Origin of the sequence: Pseudomonas sp. CG7, from assembly GCF_023701885.1 — a bacterium.
Classification (GTDB): Bacteria; Pseudomonadota; Gammaproteobacteria; order Pseudomonadales; family Pseudomonadaceae; genus Aquipseudomonas; species Aquipseudomonas zanjanensis.
In genome coordinates, this window is sequence record NZ_JABAEE010000007.1 from 59377 (window position 1) to 80957 (window position 21581).

Sequence of the window (21581 nt, forward strand, 5' to 3'; positions counted from 1 at the left end):
GTAACGAAGGGGATTTTATCTGTGCATGACAAAACCCCCGGCAGGGCCGGGGGTTTTGAAGGTCACTCGTCGAGGAAGGAGCGCAGATGCTCGCTTCGCGTCGGGTGGCGCAGTTTGCGCAACGCCTTGGCTTCGATCTGGCGAATCCGCTCACGGGTCACATCGAACTGCTTACCGACTTCCTCAAGGGTGTGGTCGGTATTCATGTCGATGCCGAAGCGCATGCGCAGTACCTTGGCTTCACGGGCGGTGAGGCCGGAGAGCACTTCGCGAGTCGCTTCCTTGAGACTCTCGACCGTGGCGACATCAATCGGAGACTGCATGGTGGAGTCTTCGATGAAGTCACCCAGATGGGAGTCTTCGTCATCGCCGATCGGGGTTTCCATGGAGATCGGCTCTTTGGCGATCTTCAATACCTTGCGGATCTTGTCCTCAGGCATTTCCATGCGTTCGCCCAGCTCTTCCGGCGTCGGTTCGCGACCCATTTCCTGCAACATCTGCCGGGAAATGCGGTTGAGCTTGTTGATCGTCTCGATCATGTGCACCGGGATACGGATGGTGCGGGCCTGGTCGGCGATCGAGCGAGTGATCGCCTGACGGATCCACCAGGTGGCATAAGTCGAGAACTTGTAGCCGCGACGGTATTCGAACTTGTCCACCGCCTTCATCAGGCCGATGTTGCCTTCCTGGATCAGGTCGAGGAATTGCAGGCCGCGGTTGGTGTACTTCTTGGCGATGGAGATCACCAGGCGCAAGTTCGCTTCGACCATCTCTTTCTTCGCGCGACGGGCCTTGGCCTCGCCGATCGACATGCGACGGTTGATGTCCTTGATCTCGGCGATGCTCAGGCCGGTCTCGGCCTCCAGCGCACTCAGCTTCTGCTGGCAACGAACGATGTCCGGCTGCAGGCGGGCAATGGCTTCAGCGTATTTGCTCTTGCCCTTGGCCAATGCATCGGTCCAGCTTTCGTCGACTTCGTGGCCAGGGAACTGGCGCAGGAAATCGGCACGTGGCATGCGGGCGTCACGCACGCAGAGCTGCATGATCGCGCGCTCTTGCTGACGCAAGCGATCCAGGGCACTGCGAACACGCTCGACCAGGCCTTCGAATTGCTTCGGTACCAGCTTGATCGGCATGAACAGCTCGGCCAGTGCCAACAGCTCGGCGATCGCCTGCTTGTTGTTGCGGCCATGCTTCTTCAGCGCCTTGCGGGTGATTTCCATCTGGTCGGCCACGGCGCCGAAACGCTGTGCGGCGATGACCGGATCCGGACCGCTTTCGGCTTCTTCCTCGTCGTCGCTGGCTTCGGCTTCGTCGTCATCGGTGTCGTCGTCGGCCTTGACGGCTTTCGCGTCGATCGGCGGCGGCACTTCGGCGGCAGGCGGCGCAATGCCGTCGTCCGGGTCGATATAGCCGCTCAGGACGTCAGACAGGCGGCCACCTTCGGTGGTGACGCGGGTGTACTCGGAGAGAATATGGTCAACCGTGCCAGGGAAGTGCGCGATTGCGCCCATCACTTCGCGGATGCCTTCTTCAATACGCTTGGCGATTTCGATTTCGCCTTCGCGTGTGAGGAGCTCTACCGTACCCATTTCACGCATGTACATGCGCACGGGGTCCGTGGTGCGACCAATGTCGGTCTCGACCGCTGCCAACGCTGCGGCCGCTTCTTCAGCGGCCGCCTCGTCGGTATCGGCGTCGGCCAGCATAAGGGCATCCTTATCTGGAGCAACCTCGAATACGTTGATCCCCATGTCGTTGATCATGCGGATGATGTCTTCCACCTGTTCCGGATCTGAAATATCCTCCGGCAGGTGGTCGTTGACCTCCGCGTAAGTCAGGTAGCCCTGCTCACGACCCAATAGGATCAACTCTTTGATACGAGACTGCTGTTGCGCTTTTCCGGACATAACACCCTATCCACTGAAGGTCTTGGCGGGCAAAAAACAAGCCGAGGATTATACCTGAGCTGTGACCTCACGCGCCAGTTGAGGTCGGGTTTGATGCGCAAACATTGCGGCTGAGTAAGTCGCGCAATTGGTTTTTCTCTTCGCTGGTCAACTCGCTCTGGCGAGCTTTTCGCAGAAGTTGTTCCAGGTTTCGCTCGCGTTGGCGGGCGGACAAGCTAGTAATGGTGTCGAAAAACTGTTGTTCAAGGTTGTCTCCCTCAATCAGCCATTCCTTCTCGGCCAGGGCCTTCAAGAGGCGTCCCTGCTCGGTACCGTGCCACCGTGCGATCAACTGGAAAGAGTTTAGCTTGGGGTTCTTCTGCACGGCTTCAAGGAGTGCCTCCAGCAACTGTGTATTGCTGTGGTCCTCGGCAGCGAAGTGCCCTGCGTCCTCGACTTTCTCCGCCAGTTGCGGGTGATGCAGCAAGGTGCGCAGGGCGGCCTGTGTTGGTGGTTCGTCGGCGGCCGGCACGCGCGGGGCACGTGGTTGGTCGCGATCGCCGCGCTTGCCGTTCTTGTCGCAGGGTTTCTTGTCCCATTTCTTGCCGCCACTGCCGGGTTTTTTCGGCGTCCATTCCTGTTGCGGCGCGTAATCCTGCTGGGGTTGATGATAGTCGGCGAAGTCGGGCATCGCGTCGTAATCGATGCCCGGGTCATACGCCGGCGGCGCCTCCTGGGGGGCGCTGTGCACCAGTTGGTTGACTGCTTCGCTGTTCAGGCCGGTGATCTCGGTCAGGCGCTGGCGCATGAGGGTGCGCAGGTTGGCGCCGGGCACCTTGTCGATCAGTGGCGCCGCGAGGGTGGCCATGTGGGCCTTGCCTTCGAGGGAGCGTGGATCGGCTTCTTCGGTCAGCTGCTGGAAAAAATAGTCGGCCAACGGTTGTGCGTGGTGGTTGATCCGCGCACGAAACGCGTCGGTGCCTTCGGATCGCACCAGGGTGTCTGGATCCTCGCCCTCGGGCAGGAAGAGGAAGCGTGCCCGGCGCCCATCCTGCAGGCACGGCAAGGTGGCTTCCAGCGCGCGCCAGGCGGCGTTGCGGCCGGCCTGGTCGCCGTCGAAGCAGAACAGCACGTTGGGCACGACGCGAAACAGGCGCTTCATGTGTTCTTCGCTGGTGGCCGTGCCCAGGGTCGCGACGGCGTTGCGCAAGCCTTGCTGGGCCAGGGCGATCACGTCCATATAGCCTTCGACGACGATGATTTCGTCGAGGTTGCGGTTGTTCTTGCGCGCTTCGTACAGGCCGTAGAGTTCCTGGCCCTTATGGAATACCGGGGTTTCCGGAGAGTTCAGGTATTTCGGCTTGTCGTCGCCCAGCACCCGGCCACCAAAGGCGATGATCCGCCCGCGTGTGTCGCGGATCGGAAACATGACCCGGTCGCGGAAGCGGTCGTAGCGCTTGCCGGTTTCGGCGTTTTCGATCAGCAGGCCGGCGTCGATCATGGCGCGTTGCTGCAGTGTGTCGCTACTTAAGTGCTTGTACAGGTTGTCCCAGCCGGGCGGGGCGAAGCCGAGGCCGAAGTCCCGGGCGATTTCGCCAGTCAGGCCGCGGCCCTTGAGATAATCCACCGCGGCCCTGCGCGCCGGATGGCTTTTGAGGGCCTGGCGATAGAAATCGGCCGCCGCCGTCAGTAACGGGTAGAGCGGCGAATCGGTCGGTTGGCGCGGCTTGTGTTGTCGACCGCTTTCCTCCCGGGGAATTTCCATGCCCGCGGCTTTGGCCAGTTCTTCGACGGCCTGGGGAAAGTCCAGGTTGTCGTGGTCCATGATGAAGCCGAGGGCGTTGCCGCCAGCGCCGCAACCGAAGCAATAGTAGAACTGCTTGTCGGGGCTGACGCTGAAGGAGGGGGTTTTCTCTTTGTGAAACGGGCAGCAGGCGGTGTAGTTCTTGCCTGCTTTCTTCATTTGCAGGCGAGAGCTGACCACGTCGACGATGTCGGTGCGGTTCAGGAGGGCGTCAATAAAGCTCTGGGGAATCAGCCCGGCCATGGCGTTCTCATCATCACTGCGCGAAATAAGGACCCGAAATCGGCAGGCGTAACCGGGTCTGGGTTTGAGGCACGCTGAATCGGTGGCTCGACCGGGTCGTCTGCATAATCGCTGTCGGGAAGTGTATCTGCCGATAATCCACTGACGTTAATAACTATCAGTATTCGACTGTTTGAATGTGTTGCGCTGAGTCCGGTAACGGCCGGTCGGGCCGCGGATAGCTCATGAAGCGGGCACGCACGCAGGTGCCTTGGGCTGATCGTCGTTAGAGGAATCAGGGTGTGCTCGTCGGTAGCCTTGGAGGGCTCGTCAGGAAAGACGTGCACCGCTGGCAAAAGAGCCAGGTCTGACGCGGTGAAGCGGTTGTCTTGGTCGCGTCTGCGGCTTCGACGGTGAAGCATCAAGCGTTATTCCGCAAATGCCATAAGCCCGGCTTGAAGGCCGGGCTTGGCAGAAGCTTGCTACGGACGTCTGTGTATTAGTACAGACGTACGGCGCGGCGCTGTTCGCGCTGAACTTTCTTGGCGTGACGCTTAACAGCGGCTGCTGCCTTGCGCTTACGCTCAGAAGTCGGCTTCTCGTAGAATTCGCGGCTACGAACTTCAGCCAGAACACCGGCTTTTTCGCAGGAGCGCTTGAAACGACGCAGAGCTACGTCGAAGGGTTCGTTCTCTTTTACTTTGACGGCTGGCATCCAGAGCTACCTTCATTCATTACCGGGGTCAACATCCTCGCGGCAAAAGAGCACTTGAAGACGTCGGTTTTTAAGGGTTGCGGATGTTAACCCCTCAACGCTCGGAATGCAAAGCCTCTGATCGAAAACCGCTGGTCGGGGCACAAAGCGGCGACTATTATGCGCGCCTTCGAATTCAGCCTCTACAAGGCGCAAACCCATGCTAGTACTGGGATTAGAAACCTCCTGCGACGAAACCGGCGTCGCACTCTACGACAGTGAGCGCGGCCTGCTGGCCGATGCGCTGTTCAGCCAGATCGACCTGCATCGCGCCTATGGCGGGGTGGTGCCCGAGCTTGCCTCTCGCGATCACGTCAAGCGCATGCTGCCCTTGATTCGCCAGGTGCTGGCCGAGGCCGGCTGCGTGCCGACCGAGATCGACGGCATCGCCTACACCGCCGGCCCGGGCCTGGTGGGCGCGTTGCTGGTAGGCGCTTCCTGTGCCCAGGCGCTGGCCTTTGCCTGGGGTATTCCAGCCTTGGGCGTGCACCACATGGAAGGCCATTTGCTGGCGCCGATGCTGGAGTCGCAACCACCAGAATTCCCGTGCGTCGCTTTGTTGGTTTCGGGTGGCCATACGCAGCTCATCCGGGTCGATGGAATCGGCCAATACGAGCTGCTCGGCGAAACCCTCGACGATGCCGCCGGCGAAGCGTTCGACAAAACCGCAAAAATGATGGGCCTCAATTATCCAGGCGGGCCGGAAATTTCCCGGCTGGCGACGCAAGGGGTCGAGGGGCGTTTCGTGTTCCCGCGGCCGATGTGCGACCGTCCCGGCCTGGATTTCAGTTTCAGTGGGCTGAAGACCTTCGCGCTGAACACCTGGCAGCAGTGCGTCAGCGCCGGGGACGACAGTGAGCAAGCCCGTTGCGACATCTCGCTGGCGTTCGAGCAGGCCGTGGTGGAGACTTTGACCATCAAGTGCAAGCGTGCCCTGAAGCAGGCCGGACTCAAGCGCTTGGTCATTGCCGGCGGCGTGAGTGCGAACAAGGCCTTGCGGACATCGCTGGAGAAAATGCTCGGCGACATGAAGGGCGACGTTTACTACGCCCGGCCGGAGTTCTGCACAGATAACGGTGCGATGATTGCCTTTGCCGGCTGCCAGCGTTTGCAGGCCGGCCAGCAGGAAAGCCTGGCGATCAGCGTGCAGGCGCGCTGGCCCATGGAGCAGTTGGCACCCTTGTGAAACGTTATTTAAAAATGCCGTTCGCGCCCGGCGAACAGGTCGCGTAGATTGCCGCGGTGACGCCAGACGATCAGGGCAACCAGCGCGGTCATTGGCAGCAAGGCCGCCGGTTCCTGCCAGGCCAGCAACGGCAGCGTCAGCGGCGTGGCGATCAGCGCGGCCAGGGAACTGGTGCGGGTCAGGTAGAACGTCAGCAGCCAGGCACAGACAGCCAGCAGGGCGGCGGGCGGGTACAGGCCCAGCAACATGCCGGCGGCGGTGGCGACACCCTTGCCGCCACGAAAGCGAAAGTACAGCGGGAATAGATGGCCGATGACGGCACAGACGCCGATCCAGGCCTGTTGCTGCAACGAAAGCCCTGCAAGGCTGGCGATCAATACCGGGACAAGGCCTTTGCAGAGGTCGCCCAGCAGGGTCAGGATGGCGAGTTTGCGTCCGGCCAGGCGCAGCATGTTGGTGGCGCCGGCATTGCCCGAGCCACTCATTCGCGGATCCGGGCGACCGGTCAGGCGGCTGAGCAAAATGGCGAAGGACAGCGAGCCGAGCAGGTAGGCGAGAATCGCCAGTAACCAAAACATGCTAACTATTCCGGGCGAGGACGCCCTGATTCTAACGGGGCATCGCGCCCTTGTCGTGCTGCGGAGAAGAGTGCTTGGACAGAGTGTTTATCGAGGGCCTGGAAGTCGACACGGTAATCGGTGCCTACGACTGGGAGCGAGGCATCCGACAGTGCCTGCGGCTTGACCTGAGTTTCGCCTGGGACAACCGCCCGGCCGCCGCAGGCGACGACCTGACCCTGGCGCTCGACTACGCCAGCGTTTCTTCGCGCATCCAGGTGGTTGCCGAGCAAGCGCAGTTCCAGTTGGTCGAGACCTTTGCCGAACGGCTGGCCCAGGCACTCATGGACGAGTTCAAGATCACCTGGCTGCGTCTGAAAGTGACCAAGCCTGGCGCCGTACCGGCGGCCAGCGGTGTTGGCGTGGAGATCGAGCGCGGATGTCGCTGACTCAGGTTTTTCTCGGGCTCGGCAGCAATATCGAGCGCGAAACCCATTTATGCGCCGGTCTTGAGGCCTTGGCTGGATTTCTCGTGGACATGCGCTGTTCAGCCGTGTTCGAGAGCCAGCCGGTGGGGATCAAGAGCGGGCCGTTCTTCAATTTTGTCGTCTCGGCCTTCACGGATCTGCCGTTGATGGAATTGGACCGTCGCCTCAAGTTCATCGAGGCGGACAACGGTCGCTATGCGCCAGACCGCAAGGGATTGCCGCTGGATATCGACGTGTTGTTGTATGGCGAACAGGTCGGCAACTTCGACGGGTTGATCCTGCCGCGCGCGGAAATTCTCAAGAACGCCTTCGTCCTGTGGCCTTTGTCGTTGATGGCGCCGGATCGAATTCATCCGGGCGTGGGCAAGAGCTTCGCCACGCTGTGGGAAGAGGCGCAGATCGACCAAGTGCTGGCACCGGTGGCTTTCGAATGGCGAGGCCAGCCGCTCACACCATCGAATCTGTTGTGAGACGGCTGCCGTCATCGCGAGCAAGCTCGCTCCCACATTAGGATTTCAGCGTGCACCTATCTTGTGCTCAACGAGATCCACTGTGGGAGCGAGCTTGCTCGCGATGACGGCGGTTGACCTGAAAACGCCTGTCAGTTCGCCGCTTCCTTGTAGGTTTTCAACGCCCTGAGGCGCTCACGCTTGATTGCCTCTCCCAACTGCGGCCCCTTGAAACCCTTCTCCAGCAAAGGCTGCACCGCCACCGCGCGGGCCGCTGCCGCAGCGCCCCGCAGATACTCAGCCTGTGGATAACTTCGCTCTTCGAGCCCCTTGCGCCCCCGTGCATCCATCTCGCATGCCGCAATGAAGTCCTCGAAGCGCTGGGGCCGCCGATACACATCAAAACTTTGCAGCAGCTCAAGCAAAGTAGAGGCCTTCAGCTCAAGCGCACGGTGGCCATGGGTGTGGTACTGGCCAACCAGTAACGCCAGTTCCTGACAGTCCCGCGGTGCCTTGAAGCGTTCGCTGACGGCTTTGATCAGCTTCAGACCCGTGTGTTCATGGGCGATGTGGCGCGGCCATTCGTGTTGGGGTGTCAGGCCTTTACCCAAGTCATGGAGCAGGCAGGCCCAACGGACCGTTAGCGGCTGTTGATGCAGTGCCGCTTGCTCCAGCACGCTCAAGGTGTGGACGCCGGTATCGATTTCCGGGTGATGGGTTTCAGGCTGCGGCACGCCGAACAGCGCGTCGACCTCGGGCATCAAGATCTTGAGCGCCGTGCAGTCGCGCAACACCTGGATAAATACCTGTGGGTGTTTTTCCATGAGGGCGCGGGAAATTTCTTTCCAGCTGCGCTCGGCCGTCAACGCCTCCAATTCGCCGGACTCACTGAGCTGGCGCATCAGTTCGAGGGTTTCGTCCGCCACCTTGAAACCCAGCGGCGCATAACGTGCAGCAAAGCGGGCAACCCGTAGGACTCGGAGCGGATCTTCGGCGAACGCGGGGGAAACGTGGCGCAGCAGACGGGCTTCAAGATCGCGCTGGCCGTGGTACGGATCGGTCAGGTTGCCATGGTCATCTTCAGCCATGGCATTGATGGTCAAGTCCCGGCGAACCAGGTCTTCTTCCAAGGTCACTTCGGGGCTGGCATGGAACACGAAGCCGCCATAGCCGCGGCCGCTCTTGCGCTCAGTGCGGGCGAGGGCGTATTCCTCGCCAGTCTTCGGATCAAGGAATACTGGAAAATCGGCCCCCACAGGGCGAAAACCCTTGGTGAGCATTTCCTCGGCAGTCGCCCCCACCACGACCCGGTCGACGTCAGTGACGGGAATGCCCAGCAGGCGATCGCGAACGGCGCCGCCAACTTTATAGATCTGCATAAAAAACCTCCGTTGGTCCGACAGGATAACCTTTGCGTCGGACCTCTGGAGGCGAAAACGGGATCAAAGATGAATGACGGCCAGGTCCAGGCGGCCATAGTCGCCTTCGGCTTGTTCGCTTCTGGGCGGCACATGATGGGTTTTCATCACTTGGTCGCCTTGCAGGGTTTCCAGATGAATATCAAAACCCCAGAGCCGATGCAGGTGCTTGAGCACTTCATCGGTGGAGTCACCAAGAGGCTTACGGTTGTGGGCCTGGTGGCGCAGGGTCAGCGAGCGGTCTCCGCGGCGATCGATGCTGTAGATCTGCACATTGGGTTCGCGGTTACCCAGGTTGTACTGCGCCGCCAGGGTTTCGCGAATGATGCGGTAGCCGCTCTCATCGTGAATGGCAGGAACCACCAAGTCATCTTTCTGATCGTCATCAAGGATGCTGAACAACTTCAGGTCGCGGATCACCTTGGGTGAGAGGTACTGCAGGATGAAACTCTCGTCCTTGAAGCTGCTCATGGCGAATTTGATGGCGGACAACCAGTCCGAGCCGGCGATCTCGGGGAACCAGTGACGATCTTCCTCGGTAGGGTTTTCGCACATGCGCCGGATGTCGCGGTACATGGCGAAACCTAGGGCATAAGGGTTGATGCCACTGTAGTACGGGCTGTCGAAGCCCGGCTGGAACACCACGCTGGTGTGGGACGTCAGGAACTCCATCATGAAGCCGTCGGTGACCAGACCTTCGTCGTACAGGTCATTCATCAGCGTGTAGTGCCAGAACGTGGCCCAGCCTTCGTTCATCACCTGGGTCTGGCGCTGTGGATAGAAGTACTGGGCAATCTTGCGCACGATGCGCACGATTTCCCGCTGCCACGGCTCCAGCAACGGCGCATGTTTTTCAATGAAATAGAGAATGTTCTCCTGGGGCTCGGCCGGGAAACGGGCATTGTCTTTTTCGTTGTACTTGTCGGCACCTTTGGGAATGGTGCGCCATAGATCGTTGATCTGTTTTTGCAGGTGCTCTTCGCGGTCCTTCTGGCGCCGACGTTCCTCCTCGGCGGAAATCGGATACGGCCGTTTGTAACGGTCCACACCGTAGTTCATCAAGGCATGGCACGAGTCCAGCAGGTCTTCCACCGCGTCGATGCCGTGGCGCTCCTCGCATTGCATGATGTACTGCTTGGCGAACACCAGGTAATCGATGATCGAACTGGCATCGGTCCACGTGCGGAACAGGTAGTTGCCCTTGAAGAAGCTGTTGTGCCCGTAGCAGGCATGCGCCACCACCAAAGCCTGCATGCAGATGGTGTTTTCTTCCATCAAGTAGGCGATGCACGGGTCGGAATTGATCACGATCTCATAGGCTAGCCCCATCTGGCCGCGGCTGTAGGATTTCTCGGTACTGAGGAAATGCTTGCCGTAGGACCAGTGGTGATAGCCCAGCGGCATGCCGACCGACGCGTAGGCGTCCATCATTTGCTCGGCGGTGATGACCTCGATCTGGTTCGGGTAGGTGTCCAGGGCATAACGGTCCGCGATACGGCTGATTTCGCGGTCGTAGGCCTTGATCAGCTCGAACGTCCATTCGGAGCCGGTGGAAATGGGCTGGCGCTTCTGCTCTTTTTTGGCGGTCATGTCACTAACCTGCGCTGGAAGAGTTCACGGAAGACCGGGTAGATATCCCCGGCCGAGACCAATTGCTGTTGGGCAAATGTGTCGGAAAATGCTTCGGCAATCCGTTCGTATTCGTACCACAAGGCCTGGTGTTCCCGTGGGGTAATTTCCACATAGGTGTAGTACTGGACGAACGGCATGATCTGGTTGATCAGGATGTCACGGCAGATCGGTGAATCGTCGTTCCAGTTGTCACCGTCCGACGCCTGGGCCGCATAGATGTTCCATTCGTTGGCGGGGTAGCGCTCGGCCATGATTTCCTGCATCAGCTTCAGGGCGCTGGACACAATGGTGCCGCCGGTTTCCCTGGAGTAGAAAAACTCCTCTTCGTCCACTTCCCGGGCGCTGGTGTGGTGGCGGATGAATACCACGTCGATCTTGTCGTAATTCCGTTTCAGGAACAGGTACAACAGGATGAAGAAGCGCTTGGCGATGTCCTTGGTCGCCTGGGTCATGGAGCCGGAAACGTCCATCAGGCAGAACATCACTGCCTTGGAACTGGGGTTTGGCTGTTTCACCAGCAAGTTGTACTTGAGGTCGAAGGTGTCGAGGAACGGGACGCGATGGATGCGGGCGCTAAGCTTCTCGATTTCCGCTTCGAGCTCTTGAATATCGCCAAAATTGTCGGGTTCTTCGCGTTTGAGGCGAGCCAGTTCTTCCTTGGCTTCGCGCAGTTTTGCCCGGCTGCTGCCCGACAGCGCGATGCGCCGGGCGTGGGCGGAGCGAAGGGTGCGGATGATGTTGCTGCGTGATGGGTTGCCTTCATTGCTGATACCGGCACGCACGGTCTTGAAGGTGTCGGTACCGGTCAGGTTGCGCTTGACCAGGTTCGGCAGCTCCAAGTCCTCGAACATGAACTCCAGGAATTCCTCCTGGGTGATCTGGAAGACGAACTCATCCATGCCTTCGCCGGAGTTGCCGGCCTTGCCGGGGCCTTTGCCGCCACCTCCGCCCTGGGGACGGGGGATGTGCTCGCCACTGGTGAACTCCTTGTTGCCAGGGTGCACGACGGTCTGCTTGCCGCCGCGCCCATGGTGCAGCACCGGCTCGTCGATGTCGCGGCCGGGGATGCTGATCTGTTCGCCGTGTTCCATGTCGGTAATGGAGCGGCGGCTGACCGCCTCTTCAACGGCCTTCTTGATGTGGTCACGGTAACGCCGCAGAAACCGCTGGCGGTTCACCGTGCTTTTGTTCTTGCCATTAAGGCGTCGGTCGATCACATAGCTCATAGGCCCCTCCGGGGGAGCTTCAAGTCGTAAGCCTCAAGCCGTAAGAGGCGTGGCGTCGAGCCTTGGGCTCAACGCCGTTCCCTTGCAGTCTGTAGCTAGAAGCTTGCCGCTGCTTATTGCGATTTCCGGACCCGCAGGTACCACTCGGAAAGCAGTCGTACCTGTTTGTCGGTGTAGCCACGTTCGACCATGCGTGTGACGAAGTCGTTGTGTTTTTGCTGGTCCTCCTTGCTGGCCTTGGCGTTGAAGCTGATAACGGGCAACAGGTCTTCGGTGTTGGAGAACATTTTCTTCTCGATGACCACCCGCAGCTTTTCATAGCTGAGCCAGGTTGGGTTCTTGCCGTTGTTGTTGGCCCGGGCGCGCAGCACGAAGTTGACGATTTCGTTGCGGAAGTCCTTCGGATTGCTGATGCCGGCGGGTTTCTCGATTTTTTCCAGTTCCTCGTTGAGGGCCACGCGGTTGAGTATCTCGCCGGTTTCCGGGTCGCGGTATTCCTGGTCCTGGATCCAGAAGTCTGCATACAGCACATAGCGGGCGAAGATGTTCTGGCCGTATTCGCTGTAGGCCTCCAGGTACGCCGTCTGGATTTCCTTGCCGATGAACTCGATGTAGCGCGGCGCCAGGTACTCCTTCAAGAAGCGCAGGTAGCGTTCGCGGGTTTCGGCCTGGAATTGCTCCTGCTCGATCTGCTGTTCCAGCACATACAGCAGGTGAACCGGGTTGGCCGCGATCTCGTGGGGGTCGAAGTTGAAGACCTTGGACAGGATCTTGAACGCGAAGCGCGTGGACAGCCCGTTCATCCCTTCGTCCACACCCGCGTTGTCGCGGTACTCCTGGATCGACTTGGCCTTCGGATCGGTGTCCTTGAGGTTTTCACCGTCGTATACGCGCATCTTCGAATAGATGTTGGAGTTTTCCGGTTCCTTGAGGCGCGACAGCACTGTGAACTGGGCCAGCATTTTCAGGGTGTCGGGGGCGCAATGAGCCTTGGACAGCGAACTGTTGAACAACAGCTTGTCGTAGATCTTCACCTCATCGCTCACTCGCAGGCAGTACGGCACCTTGACGATATAGATCCGGTCGATGAAGGCTTCGTTGTTCTTGTTGTTGCGGAAGGTATGCCATTCCGATTCGTTGGAGTGAGCCAGCAGGATGCCGGTAAACGGGATGGCCCCCAGGCCCTCGGTACTGTTGTAGTTGCCTTCCTGGGTGGCGGTCAGCAGCGGGTGCAGTACCTTGATGGGCGCCTTGAACATTTCGACGAATTCCATCAGGCCCTGGTTGGCCCGGCACAGCGCACCCGAATAGCTGTAGGCGTCGGCGTCGTTCTGTGGGAATTCTTCCAGTTTGCGGATATCGACCTTGCCCACCAGGGCCGAGATGTCCTGGTTGTTTTCGTCGCCTGGTTCAGTCTTGGCGACCGCGATCTGGTTGAGGATCGAGGGGTAGAGCTTGACCACCCGGAACTGGCTGATATCACCGCCGAACTCGGCCAGGCGCTTGGTCGCCCATGGCGACATGATGGTATTGAGGTAGCGGCGTGGAATGCCGAAGTCTTCCTCGAGGATCGCGCCGTCCTCGGTGGCGTTGAACAGCCCCAGGGGCGATTCGAACACCGGCGAGCCCTTGATGGCATAGAAGGGCACTTTTTCGATCAGTTGCTTGAGTTTTTCGGCCAGGGACGATTTACCGCCACCCACGGGGCCGAGCAGATAAAGGATCTGCTTCTTCTCTTCCAGGCCTTGGGCGGCGTGGCGGAAATAGGACACGATCTGTTCGATGCATTCTTCCATCCCGTGGAAGTCCGCAAAGGCCGGATAGCGGCGAATCACCTTGTTGGAAAAGATGCGCGAGAGCCTCGAGTTGGTCGAGGTATCCAGCAGCTCCGGTTCTCCGATGGCCAGCAACAGACGCTCCGCAGCCGACACATAGGCACTGCGGTCCTGCTTGCAGAGTTCGAGGTATTCCTGCAGCGAGTATTCCTCTTGCCGCGTGGACTCGAAACGTTGCTGGAAGTGGCTAAAAATACTCATGACGTCACCTCGCTCGATACGTGGAGCCGGTGTCGGATCAATCAGTCGATGCTGGACAGCCCCCTGGGGACCCAGTTGCCGTTTACCCCCCAGAATGCTTTCAGAATGCAGGTTCCTGAAAGCTGACTCCCGATGACCCGCGCGCCGGTGTACCGGCTCTCCCCTGTTTTGGATGGCCTGAGGCTAAGGATAGTTCGGAATCGCGGAGGTAAAGGTGGAATACGTAATTAGTTGTGGCAGACCGTTCGTCTGCCATCGCTCAAGCCCACGGTTCACGCGGGCTTGGCCGGGATAAAAAATTATTCGTGGGTGCCTTGGGCTGTTTCTGCAGGATAAGTCGTACGCCATAGCTCAAATCCGCCGTCGAGGCTGTAGACGTCGCTGAAGCCCTGGCTGATCAGATAAGCGGCTGCGCTCTGGCTGGAATTGCCGTGATAGCAGACCACGACGGTGGGCGCATCGAGGTCGGCGGCACGGATGAAATCGGCGAGGGAATGGTTATCCAGATGCTTGGAGCCACGGATATGCAAAGCGGCAAAAGTGGCCGGGTCGCGGACATCGACGACGACCGCGCCTTGCTCGCGCAGGGCTTGGGCCTGTTCCGGGGGGATGCGTTTGAATTCGGTCATGAGGGACTCCTGTAGCGTGGGCGCAACGCCGGTCAAACGGCGGTGCCGGCCGGCGATGGTGCTGTGACTGGGTGGTGGGTTCTGGCGTGGCCCTGTTCGTCGCAATCGCAGCGCAGTTGCTCGCCGGTGTCGATGTTCATCAGCGTCAGGGCGTTGCCCCACACGCAGCCGGTATCGAGGGCGAAGACGCCGGGTTCGTCGCATTGGCCTTCCAGCGCCGCCCAGTGTCCGAAAATGATCTTCAGGTGACGGGTCTTGCGCTCACTGTGCTTGAACCACGGGGCATAGCCGGGTGGTGCGGTCTCGATGCCTTCCTTGCCCTTGAGGTCTAGCTTGCCATCTCGGGTGCAGAAGCGCATCCGCGTGAAGTAATTGGTGATGACGCGAAGGCGGGCGCTGCCGGTGAGGTCGTTGTCCCACTTGACCGGCTCGTTGCCGTACATGCCATCCAGGTAGGGCGCGAACAAATTGTCGTCGCGTAATGCCTGTTCCACCTCGGCGGCGCACTTGAGCGCCTTGCGCAGGGACCACTGGGGCGGGATGCCGGCATGGACCATCGCCAGGTTGCGCTGCTCATCGTAGTGCATGAGCTTTTGCTGGCGCAGCCACTCCAGCAATTCAACGCAATCGGGGGCGGCGAGGATTTCGCTCAAGGTATCGGATTTTTTCAGGCGCTCGATGTTCTGCCAGGTGGCCAGCAGGTGCAGGTCGTGGTTGCCGAGCACGCACACCACCGACTGGCGGATACCGTGGAGAAAGCGCAGCGTCTCAAGGGACTGCGGGCCCCGGTTGACCAGGTCACCCACCAGCCACAGGGTGTCTTTTTGCGGATCGAAGGCGACGCGCTCCAATAGACACTTGAGCGGCTCGAGGCAGCCCTGCAGGTCGCCGACCGCGTAGGTGGCCATTAGTGCAAGGCCCCGGGCACAGCCAGGCGAAAGGGCTTGATGACAGCATCGAAGCGTGTGCCGTCCTCGGCCAGCATCTGGTAGGTGCCCTGCATGGTGCCGACCTTGGTGGTCATCACCGTCCCGCTGCTGTAGCTGTGGCTTTTACCGGCGTCGATCAATGGTTGCTGGCCGACCACGCCTTCACCACGTACTTCTTCGACGTGACCGTTGCCGTCGGTGATGACCCAGTGCCGCGACAACAGCCTGGCCGGCAACGAACCGTTGTTGCTTACGGTAATACTGTAGGCGAAGGCGAAGCGGTCATGTTCGGGTTGCGACTGTTCTGCCAGGAAACGGGTGGTGACGCTGACGTCGACTTGGTAACGAGGATCAGACATGCAAATAAGGCCTTAAAAACGAAGCGGGACGCGGGCGCGACTCAGGAGATGAGTCTAGGCCAAGTATCGGGTAGTAGACCAGACTGGCGTACTGCCCGATAGCGCTCGACCTCTGTTCAGTTGGCGTCGGCTTGCGGGGCGGCCTGTTCGCTGAGCTTGTCGGCCAAGCGTACGAACGCCGCCAGGTCCAACTGCTCGGGGCGCAGGCTGCCATCAACGCCGGCGGCTTCGATTTCGGCGCTGCTGAGCAACAGTTTCAAGGTGTTGCGCAGGGTCTTGCGGCGCTGGTTGAACGCTTCGCGCACCACTCGCTCCAGCAGGCGATGATCCTTGGCCGGGTGCGGCAGGACGGCATGAGGCACCAGGCGAACGATGGCCGAGTCGACTTTCGGCGGCGGGTTGAATGCACCCGGGCCTACGTTGAACAGGTGTTCGACCCGGCAATGGTACTGGACCATGATCGACAGGCGACCCCAGTCGCCACCGCCAGGGCCGGCGGCTAGACGTTCGACCACTTCTTTTTGCAGCATGAAGTGCATATCGCGGATCAGGCCGGCATTGCTCAGCAGATGGAAGATTAGCGGCGTGGAGATGTTGTACGGCAGGTTGCCCACTACCCGCAGGCTGATCGGCGCGGCGTTCAGGCTATTGAAGTCGACCTTCAGCGCGTCGCCCTGGTGCAGGTTGAAGTTGCTCTTGCCGGCGAACTGCTGGTTGAGGATCGGGACCAGGTCTTTATCCAGCTCCACCACGTCCAGTTGTGCGCCGCTGTCGAGCAGGCCCTCGGTCAGGGCGCCCTGGCCCGGCCCGATTTCCAGCAAGCGGTCGTCGGGCTTGGCCCGGATGGAGCGCAGGATGCGATCGATCACGCCGGCGTCATGCAGGAAGTTCTGGCCGAAGCGCTTGCGCGCGCGGTGTTGGTATTGCTCGGTCATAAATGGGTCTCGGCCATCTGGTAGGCGGTTTCCAGCGCGACTTGCAGGCTGCCGGTATCGATCTTGCCGCTGCCGGCCAGGTCCAGGGCGGTGCCATGGTCCACGGAGGTGCGGATGATCGGCAGGCCCAACGTCACGTTGACTGCTGCGCCGAAGCCTTTGTACTTCAGCACGGGCAGGCCCTGGTCGTGGTACATCGCCAGCACCGCATCGCAGTGCTCCAGATATTTGGGGGTAAACAGAGTGTCGGCAGGCCGCGGGCCACGCAGGTCCATGCCCTCGCTGCGCCAGCGCTCCAACGTGGGTTCTATGATGTCGATTTCTTCTCGGCCCAGGTGTCCGCCTTCGCCGGCATGGGGGTTGAGTCCACAGACCAGGATGCGCGGCCGGGCGATGCCGAATTTTTCCTGGAGGTCGGCGTGCAGGATGCGCGTGACCCGTTCCAGGCGTTCCGGGGTGATGGCGTCGGCGATGTCCCGCAAGGGCAGGTGAGTGGTCAGAAGGGCCACGCGCAGGCCACGAGTGGCGAGCATCATCACCACTTGCGCGGTGTGGGTCAGATCCGCCAGGAATTCGGTGTGCCCGGAAATGGCAATCCCGGATTCGTTGATCACGCCCTTGTGCACCGGAGCGGTGATCATGCCTGCGAACGCCCCATCCAGGCAGCCTTGGCCGGCGCGGGTCAGGGTTTGCAGGACGACCGCGGCGTTGGCCTGGTCCAATTGCCCGGTGACGACCGGGGCGCCCAACGGCGTATCCCAGACGTACAGGCTATTGGCGGGCGCTGGAATATCCGGCCAGGCCTGCGGCGTCACCGGCAACAGGTCGACGACCACCCCCAGTTGCGCGGCCCGCTCAAGGAGCAGGTCGCGACTGGTGATGGCAATCAGGGGATGCGGCTGGGGTTGCGAGGCGAGCAGCAGGCACAGGTCGGGACCGATGCCGGCTGGTTCGCCGGGTGTCAGCGCGAAACGCTTGGGTTTCACTGCGCTGCCTGGTCTGCACCAGGAAGTTTGATTTCAACGTAGGCTTCGTCGCGAATCTGACGCAGCCAGGTTTGCAGCTCTTCGTCGTATTTGCGGTTACGCAATACGGTCATCGCCTGCTGTTCGCGCGCCTGGGTGGTGCTGTCGGTGGCGCGACGGCCGAGGACTTCCAGTACGTGCCAGCCATAAGGGCTCTTGAACGGCTTGGACAGCTGGCCTTGCGGCGTATCAGCCATGACCTGGCGGAACTCGGGAACCAGGGCGTTTGGGTCCACCCAGTTCAGGTCGCCGCCGTTGAGGGCCGAACCCGGGTCTTCCGAGAAGCTCTTCGCCAGTTCGGCGAAGTCTTCACCCGCTTCGATGCGGTCGTAGAGCTTCTCCGCCAGACGCTTGGTCTCGGCTTCGCTGCGAATCTCGCTTGGCTTGATCAGGATGTGGCGAACATGGACTTCGTCACGGACCTGGGTTCCGCCACCGCGTTTTTCCAGCACTTTCAGGATAATGAAGCCACCAGGGGTACGTGCTGGCTGGGTGATGTCGCCGACGGCCATGGCGCTCAGCTCGCGGTCGAACGGAGGTGGCAGTTGAGCGGGCTTGCGCCAGCCCATGTCGCCGCCTTCCAGGGCGTTGTCGCTGCCCGACTTGGCAATGGCCATCTGGCCGAAGTCGGCCCCTTGCTTGAGCTGCTGGTAGACATCCATTGCCTGGCGATAAGCACTTTGGATGGCTTCGGAGTTAGCGCTTTCCGGGGTAGGAATCAGGATGTTCGCCAGGTGCAGTTCTTCGGAAAGCTGCATCTTGCCCAAGTCGGAGGCGAGGAAGTTTTTCACTTCCTGTTCCGACACCTGGATGCGTTCGGCGACACGGCGTTGGCGCACACGGCTGATGACCATTTCGCGGCGGATCTGATCGCGGGCGTCCTCGTAAGAGAGGCCGTCGCGAGCCAGGGCGGCGCGGAACTGGTCGATGCTCATGTTATTGCGCTGGGCAATGGTGCCGACGGCCTGGTTCAGTTCTTCATCGGTGATGCGGATGCCGGAACGCTCGCCGATCTGCAATTGCAGGTTTTCGACGATCAGGCGCTCGAGCACTTGCTGGTCCAGCACGCCTGGAGGCGGCAGGCCTCCGCCGCGCTTGGCGATGGTTTGCTGCACTTCATGGACGCGCTGGTCCAGTTGGCTCTGCATGACTACGTCGTTGTCGACGATGGCCACTACCTTGTCGATGGACTGTACCGCGGCGTTGGCTGCGGTACCCAGGAACAGCGCGCCCAACATCAGCGGGCGCAGACAATCAGAAAGCTTGGTCTTCACGTTCACGATAACCTTGGATGCCTTTGTCGAGGAAGCTCTCTACCTTGGCGCCGGTCAGGCCGCCGAGTCCCTTCAGAACAATTTGGAGGAAGATGCCGTGGTCGCCTTTTTCGTTTTCCGGGGCGTCTTGACTGAACTCTTCATAGTCGACCCAGTAACGGTTGATCAGGCGCAGTTTCCAGCAGCAATTGTCGTATTCAAAACCACCGAAGGCTTCCAGGGTACGGTTACGATTGTAGTCATACTGCCAGCGGCTGATCGCGTTCCACTGCGGCACGATCGGCCAGATGACCGAGAAATCGTGTTGTTGGATCTTGTAGTAGTCCTTCACGTAACCAGGTGTGCCTGGCGTGCCGTAGTCGCCACCCCCCACTTGCCATTGACCGGTAGTCTGGTTGTAACGGACCTGATCGTTGCGATACCGATAACCGGCGTTGATGACCGTGTTCGGGTTGTCTTCCGGTTGGTAGTGGAACATCGCGCTACCCGAGCGAGGGCTGCGGGTGTCCGGGTCCCAGTTGTAGGTCGCGGTGGTGCGCCAGTCGCGGTTCCAGTGGTATTCGTATTCCAGTGCGTACGGGGAAACGTCCGACTTGGCGTCTTCTCGGGTGTCGAAGTCGATGCCTGGCAGTTGGACTTTGCGATCCTTGAAATAAAACGCCTGGCCCACGGCGAGACGTTGGCGTTCAAAGCCGTTCTCTTCAATCCAGCGACTGGTCACGCCCAGGGACAGCTTGTTCTCGTCCCCGACACGGTCAGAACCGGTGAAGCGATTGTCGCGAAACAACGAGGAATAGCTAAAGGTCGATTCGCTGGTATCGAAGACAGGAATGTCGCTCTGGTCCTTCTCGGGTACATAGAGATAGAACAGGCGTGGTTCCAGGGTCTGACGATAGTTGGTACCAAACCATTGCGTGTTGCGATCGAAGTACAGACCGCTGTCGATGCTGGCGATAGGGACACTGCGGTTTGGCGTGCTGTCGTAGCCGTTTCCTACGACGCTTTTGCCCGTACCATCCAGATCCAAATCATATTGGGTGTATTGGTACTTGAGGGACGGCTTGAGATAGCCATAGGACGCGGTCATCGGCAGGCTCATGACCGGCGCCAGGTTCATGCGATTGCCGTTAGCCCGTGCCAGGCCGCTAACGTTGGTATCCAGCCACGGCTCGGTGTTGCCGTCCTCATCTGTATAATTGCCAGTCCGCAAATCCCGATCAAACCGAACCAACTCCGTCTTATAAGCGAAATCCAGGCCGTACGGATGCTGAGGCAGCGATCCGTCAAAGGTGATCTGAGGCAGGCGATTATACGGTGTGATCTTCGAAATCGTCGCCAGCTGGTAAGCCTGTGCATTCAAGCGGGCAACATAGTTGTCCCCCCGATAGCTGACGATCCCTTGCTGATTGACGCGATCATTGGACTCGATACCAATCTGATCGCTTTCAAGATCCTGGAAATAGTAAGGATCGCTGATCTTGGTGTAGTCGACTTCCGTCAGCACGCGCGAATCGAGGCCGCCCTTGTGCTGCCAGTTGTACATGTAGCGGGTCTTGTCGTAGTCGCTCTGCCCGCTGCGCTCATCGTCTTCGTCGTTGAGGTACGCAGCACCGAACTGACCTTCGCTGGACTTGGTCAGGTAGCGGAACTCGCCTTCCATCAGCAGGCCGCGCTTGGCCATGTAGCGCGGGTACAACGTGGCGTCGTAGTTCGGCGCCAGGTTGAAGTAGTACGGGGTGACCAGCAGGAAGCCGGTGTCGCTGCTGCTGCCGATGGTCGGCGGCAGGAAGCCGGACTGGCGACGGTCGTCGATCGGGAAATAGATGTACGGCGTGTACAGGACCGGGAAGTCCTTGACCCGCAGCGTCACGTTGGTCGCGGTGCCGAAACCGGTGGCCGGGTTCAGGGTGATGTTGTTGCCCTTGAGTGTCCAGGCGTTGCTGCCCGGCTCGCACGTGGTGTACGTACCGTCCTTGAGGCGGATGATCGCGTTCTCGGCGCGCTTGGCGTACAGCGCGTTACCGCGGATGCGCGATTTGTGCATCACGTATTCGGCGTTGTCGACCTTGGCTTCGCCGGTGTCCAGTTGCACATCGGCGTGGTCGCCGACGATCAGCGCACCGTTGTCGCGAACCCGCACGTTGCCGCTCAGCTCGCCACGGTTCTCGGCCTGGTACAGGCTGGCCTCGTCGGCCTCGACCTGCATGCTGCCCTGGCGCATGACCACGTCGCCGGCCAGGGTCGCCACCTGTTCTTCCTGCTGATAGCGCGCCGCCTTGGCGCCGAGGAAGGTGGGCGCATCGCTCTTGGCCGTCTTGTCCTCCATGCCAGGACGCGTCGGCTCGATATAGGCACCCGCGCAGTAAGGACCAGTTTCAGCCAGTTGCGCCGGGGTGAGGTTCTCGCGTGGAACCCAATCCAGGTGGCTGTAGTCTGCACTGCGCGACTTCAGGCCACGGCCCTTGGCTTCGGTCACGAGCATCGGCTTTTCGCCGGCTTCCTCGCCCGAGCCGCTGTCGGCCGGAGCAGCGCCGCTGTCGGAAACCGCACTGCCATCATGCACGGGACGCGGCGGCAACGCGGCGGCCGGTGTCTTGGGTGCACAGTCCCAGGCACCCGAAGCGGAGACGGAGCAGTCATACTGCTGCGCCGCGACGACGAATGAAGAGGCCAGGGGTTGCAGGGCCAGCAGACTGCCGGTGACCAGCAACGGAAATTTTTTACGAAACGCGGGGGATTTCAATGCCATCTTATTAGTCCGGGCTTCCT

Annotated in this window: 18 protein-coding genes; 3 read left to right on the top strand and 15 right to left on the bottom strand. The window is 60.3% G+C overall.

Translation table 11 applies throughout. From position 1 onward, the window contains the following. Nucleotides 1–62: 62 nt before the first annotated feature. From rpoD to rpsU, 3 genes are all read right to left on the bottom strand, one after another. Nucleotides 63–1910: an RNA polymerase sigma factor RpoD gene (gene rpoD, locus HGO40_RS04950; RefSeq protein ID WP_250962129.1), complete on the bottom strand. Its 1848-nt coding sequence runs from the start codon at nucleotides 1908–1910 to the stop codon at nucleotides 63–65. 67 nt (nucleotides 1911–1977) lie between these two features. Next, nucleotides 1978–3936, bottom strand: coding sequence for a DNA primase (gene dnaG / locus HGO40_RS04955; protein ID WP_250962130.1), 1959 nt, complete (start codon nucleotides 3934–3936; stop codon nucleotides 1978–1980). Between the two features lie 478 nt (nucleotides 3937–4414). Next, nucleotides 4415–4630, bottom strand: coding sequence for a 30S ribosomal protein S21 (gene rpsU, locus HGO40_RS04960; RefSeq protein ID WP_002551877.1), 216 nt, complete (start codon nucleotides 4628–4630; stop codon nucleotides 4415–4417). 199 nt (nucleotides 4631–4829) lie between these two features. Here rpsU and tsaD point away from each other — a divergent pair, with 199 nt between their 5' ends. Further along, nucleotides 4830–5855 carry a tRNA (adenosine(37)-N6)-threonylcarbamoyltransferase complex transferase subunit TsaD gene (gene tsaD / locus HGO40_RS04965; RefSeq protein WP_250962131.1) on the top strand — a complete coding sequence of 342 codons (1026 nt, stop codon included), beginning with the start codon at nucleotides 4830–4832 and terminating at the stop codon, nucleotides 5853–5855. 8 nt (nucleotides 5856–5863) lie between these two features. On the opposite strand, the gene plsY is transcribed toward tsaD, so the two are convergent. Next, entirely contained in the window at nucleotides 5864–6433 is a 570-nt protein-coding gene (gene plsY, locus HGO40_RS04970) for a glycerol-3-phosphate 1-O-acyltransferase PlsY (protein WP_003206189.1), read from the bottom strand. Between the two features lie 74 nt (nucleotides 6434–6507). Here plsY and folB point away from each other — a divergent pair, with 74 nt between their 5' ends. Next, entirely contained in the window at nucleotides 6508–6861 is a 354-nt protein-coding gene (gene folB / locus HGO40_RS04975; protein ID WP_250962132.1) for a dihydroneopterin aldolase, read from the top strand. Beyond that, nucleotides 6852–7370, top strand: a complete 519-nt coding sequence (gene folK / locus HGO40_RS04980; RefSeq protein WP_186729599.1) for a 2-amino-4-hydroxy-6-hydroxymethyldihydropteridine diphosphokinase — start codon at nucleotides 6852–6854, stop codon at nucleotides 7368–7370. Before folB ends, folK begins: the two co-directional genes overlap by 10 nt. A gap of 131 nt (nucleotides 7371–7501) precedes the next feature. Here the strand turns inward: folK and HGO40_RS04985 are convergent, their stop codons facing one another. The 11 genes from HGO40_RS04985 to HGO40_RS05035 all read right to left on the bottom strand — a co-directional run bounded on the left by HGO40_RS04985 (nucleotide 7502) and on the right by HGO40_RS05035 (nucleotide 21561). After that, entirely contained in the window at nucleotides 7502–8728 is a 1227-nt protein-coding gene (locus HGO40_RS04985; RefSeq protein WP_250962133.1) for a multifunctional CCA addition/repair protein, read from the bottom strand. 63 nt (nucleotides 8729–8791) lie between these two features. After that, nucleotides 8792–10357 carry a SpoVR family protein gene (locus HGO40_RS04990; protein ID WP_122566679.1) on the bottom strand — a complete coding sequence of 522 codons (1566 nt, stop codon included), beginning with the start codon at nucleotides 10355–10357 and terminating at the stop codon, nucleotides 8792–8794. Further along, nucleotides 10354–11625 (bottom strand): YeaH/YhbH family protein, encoded by a 1272-nt coding sequence (locus tag HGO40_RS04995; protein ID WP_250962134.1) that lies wholly within the window; start codon nucleotides 11623–11625, stop codon nucleotides 10354–10356. Before HGO40_RS04995 ends, HGO40_RS04990 begins: the two co-directional genes overlap by 4 nt. Before the next feature lie 113 nt (nucleotides 11626–11738). Beyond that, nucleotides 11739–13661, bottom strand: coding sequence for a PrkA family serine protein kinase (locus tag HGO40_RS05000; RefSeq protein ID WP_250962135.1), 1923 nt, complete (start codon nucleotides 13659–13661; stop codon nucleotides 11739–11741). Between the two features lie 299 nt (nucleotides 13662–13960). After that, on the bottom strand, nucleotides 13961–14290 hold the full coding sequence (glpE, locus tag HGO40_RS05005; protein WP_250962136.1) for a thiosulfate sulfurtransferase GlpE: 330 nt from the start codon (nucleotides 14288–14290) through the stop codon (nucleotides 13961–13963). Nucleotides 14291–14322: 32 nt separating this feature from the next. Next, entirely contained in the window at nucleotides 14323–15198 is an 876-nt protein-coding gene (locus HGO40_RS05010; RefSeq protein ID WP_250962137.1) for a symmetrical bis(5'-nucleosyl)-tetraphosphatase, read from the bottom strand. Continuing rightward, the gene (gene apaG, locus HGO40_RS05015; protein WP_250962138.1) at nucleotides 15198–15578 is read right to left on the bottom strand and encodes a Co2+/Mg2+ efflux facilitator ApaG/CorD; all 381 of its coding nucleotides are present in this window, start codon (nucleotides 15576–15578) and stop codon (nucleotides 15198–15200) included. Before apaG ends, HGO40_RS05010 begins: the two co-directional genes overlap by 1 nt. Before the next feature lie 116 nt (nucleotides 15579–15694). Next, nucleotides 15695–16513, bottom strand: a complete 819-nt coding sequence (rsmA, locus tag HGO40_RS05020) for a 16S rRNA (adenine(1518)-N(6)/adenine(1519)-N(6))-dimethyltransferase RsmA (protein WP_250962139.1) — start codon at nucleotides 16511–16513, stop codon at nucleotides 15695–15697. Next, on the bottom strand, nucleotides 16510–17499 hold the full coding sequence (gene pdxA, locus HGO40_RS05025) for a 4-hydroxythreonine-4-phosphate dehydrogenase PdxA (RefSeq protein WP_250962140.1): 990 nt from the start codon (nucleotides 17497–17499) through the stop codon (nucleotides 16510–16512). Before pdxA ends, rsmA begins: the two co-directional genes overlap by 4 nt. After that, nucleotides 17496–18812, bottom strand: a complete 1317-nt coding sequence (surA, locus tag HGO40_RS05030; RefSeq protein WP_139197732.1) for a peptidylprolyl isomerase SurA — start codon at nucleotides 18810–18812, stop codon at nucleotides 17496–17498. Before surA ends, pdxA begins: the two co-directional genes overlap by 4 nt. Next, the gene (locus HGO40_RS05035) at nucleotides 18793–21561 is read right to left on the bottom strand and encodes an LPS-assembly protein LptD (RefSeq protein ID WP_250962141.1); all 2769 of its coding nucleotides are present in this window, start codon (nucleotides 21559–21561) and stop codon (nucleotides 18793–18795) included. The genes surA and HGO40_RS05035 overlap by 20 nt, the downstream gene beginning before the upstream one ends. Nucleotides 21562–21581 lie beyond the last annotated feature (20 nt).

Coding starts and splice junctions, on each gene's coding strand:
- dnaG (WP_250962130.1), bottom strand. CDS start 3,936: ATGGCCGGGCTGATTCCCCAGAGCTTTATTGACGCCCTCCTGAACCGC.
- plsY (WP_003206189.1), bottom strand. CDS start 6,433: ATGTTTTGGTTACTGGCGATTCTCGCCTACCTGCTCGGCTCGCTGTCC.
- rpoD (WP_250962129.1), bottom strand. CDS start 1,910: ATGTCCGGAAAAGCGCAACAGCAGTCTCGTATCAAAGAGTTGATCCTA.
- HGO40_RS04985 (WP_250962133.1), bottom strand. CDS start 8,728: ATGCAGATCTATAAAGTTGGCGGCGCCGTTCGCGATCGCCTGCTGGGC.
- rpsU (WP_002551877.1), bottom strand. CDS start 4,630: ATGCCAGCCGTCAAAGTAAAAGAGAACGAACCCTTCGACGTAGCTCTG.
- glpE (WP_250962136.1), bottom strand. CDS start 14,290: ATGACCGAATTCAAACGCATCCCCCCGGAACAGGCCCAAGCCCTGCGC.
- HGO40_RS05035 (WP_250962141.1), bottom strand. CDS start 21,561: ATGGCATTGAAATCCCCCGCGTTTCGTAAAAAATTTCCGTTGCTGGTC.
- HGO40_RS05000 (WP_250962135.1), bottom strand. CDS start 13,661: ATGAGTATTTTTAGCCACTTCCAGCAACGTTTCGAGTCCACGCGGCAA.
- folK (WP_186729599.1), top strand. CDS start 6,852: ATGTCGCTGACTCAGGTTTTTCTCGGGCTCGGCAGCAATATCGAGCGC.
- apaG (WP_250962138.1), bottom strand. CDS start 15,578: ATGTCTGATCCTCGTTACCAAGTCGACGTCAGCGTCACCACCCGTTTC.
- tsaD (WP_250962131.1), top strand. CDS start 4,830: ATGCTAGTACTGGGATTAGAAACCTCCTGCGACGAAACCGGCGTCGCA.
- HGO40_RS04990 (WP_122566679.1), bottom strand. CDS start 10,357: ATGACCGCCAAAAAAGAGCAGAAGCGCCAGCCCATTTCCACCGGCTCC.
- rsmA (WP_250962139.1), bottom strand. CDS start 16,513: ATGACCGAGCAATACCAACACCGCGCGCGCAAGCGCTTCGGCCAGAAC.
- HGO40_RS04995 (WP_250962134.1), bottom strand. CDS start 11,625: ATGAGCTATGTGATCGACCGACGCCTTAATGGCAAGAACAAAAGCACG.
- HGO40_RS05010 (WP_250962137.1), bottom strand. CDS start 15,198: ATGGCCACCTACGCGGTCGGCGACCTGCAGGGCTGCCTCGAGCCGCTC.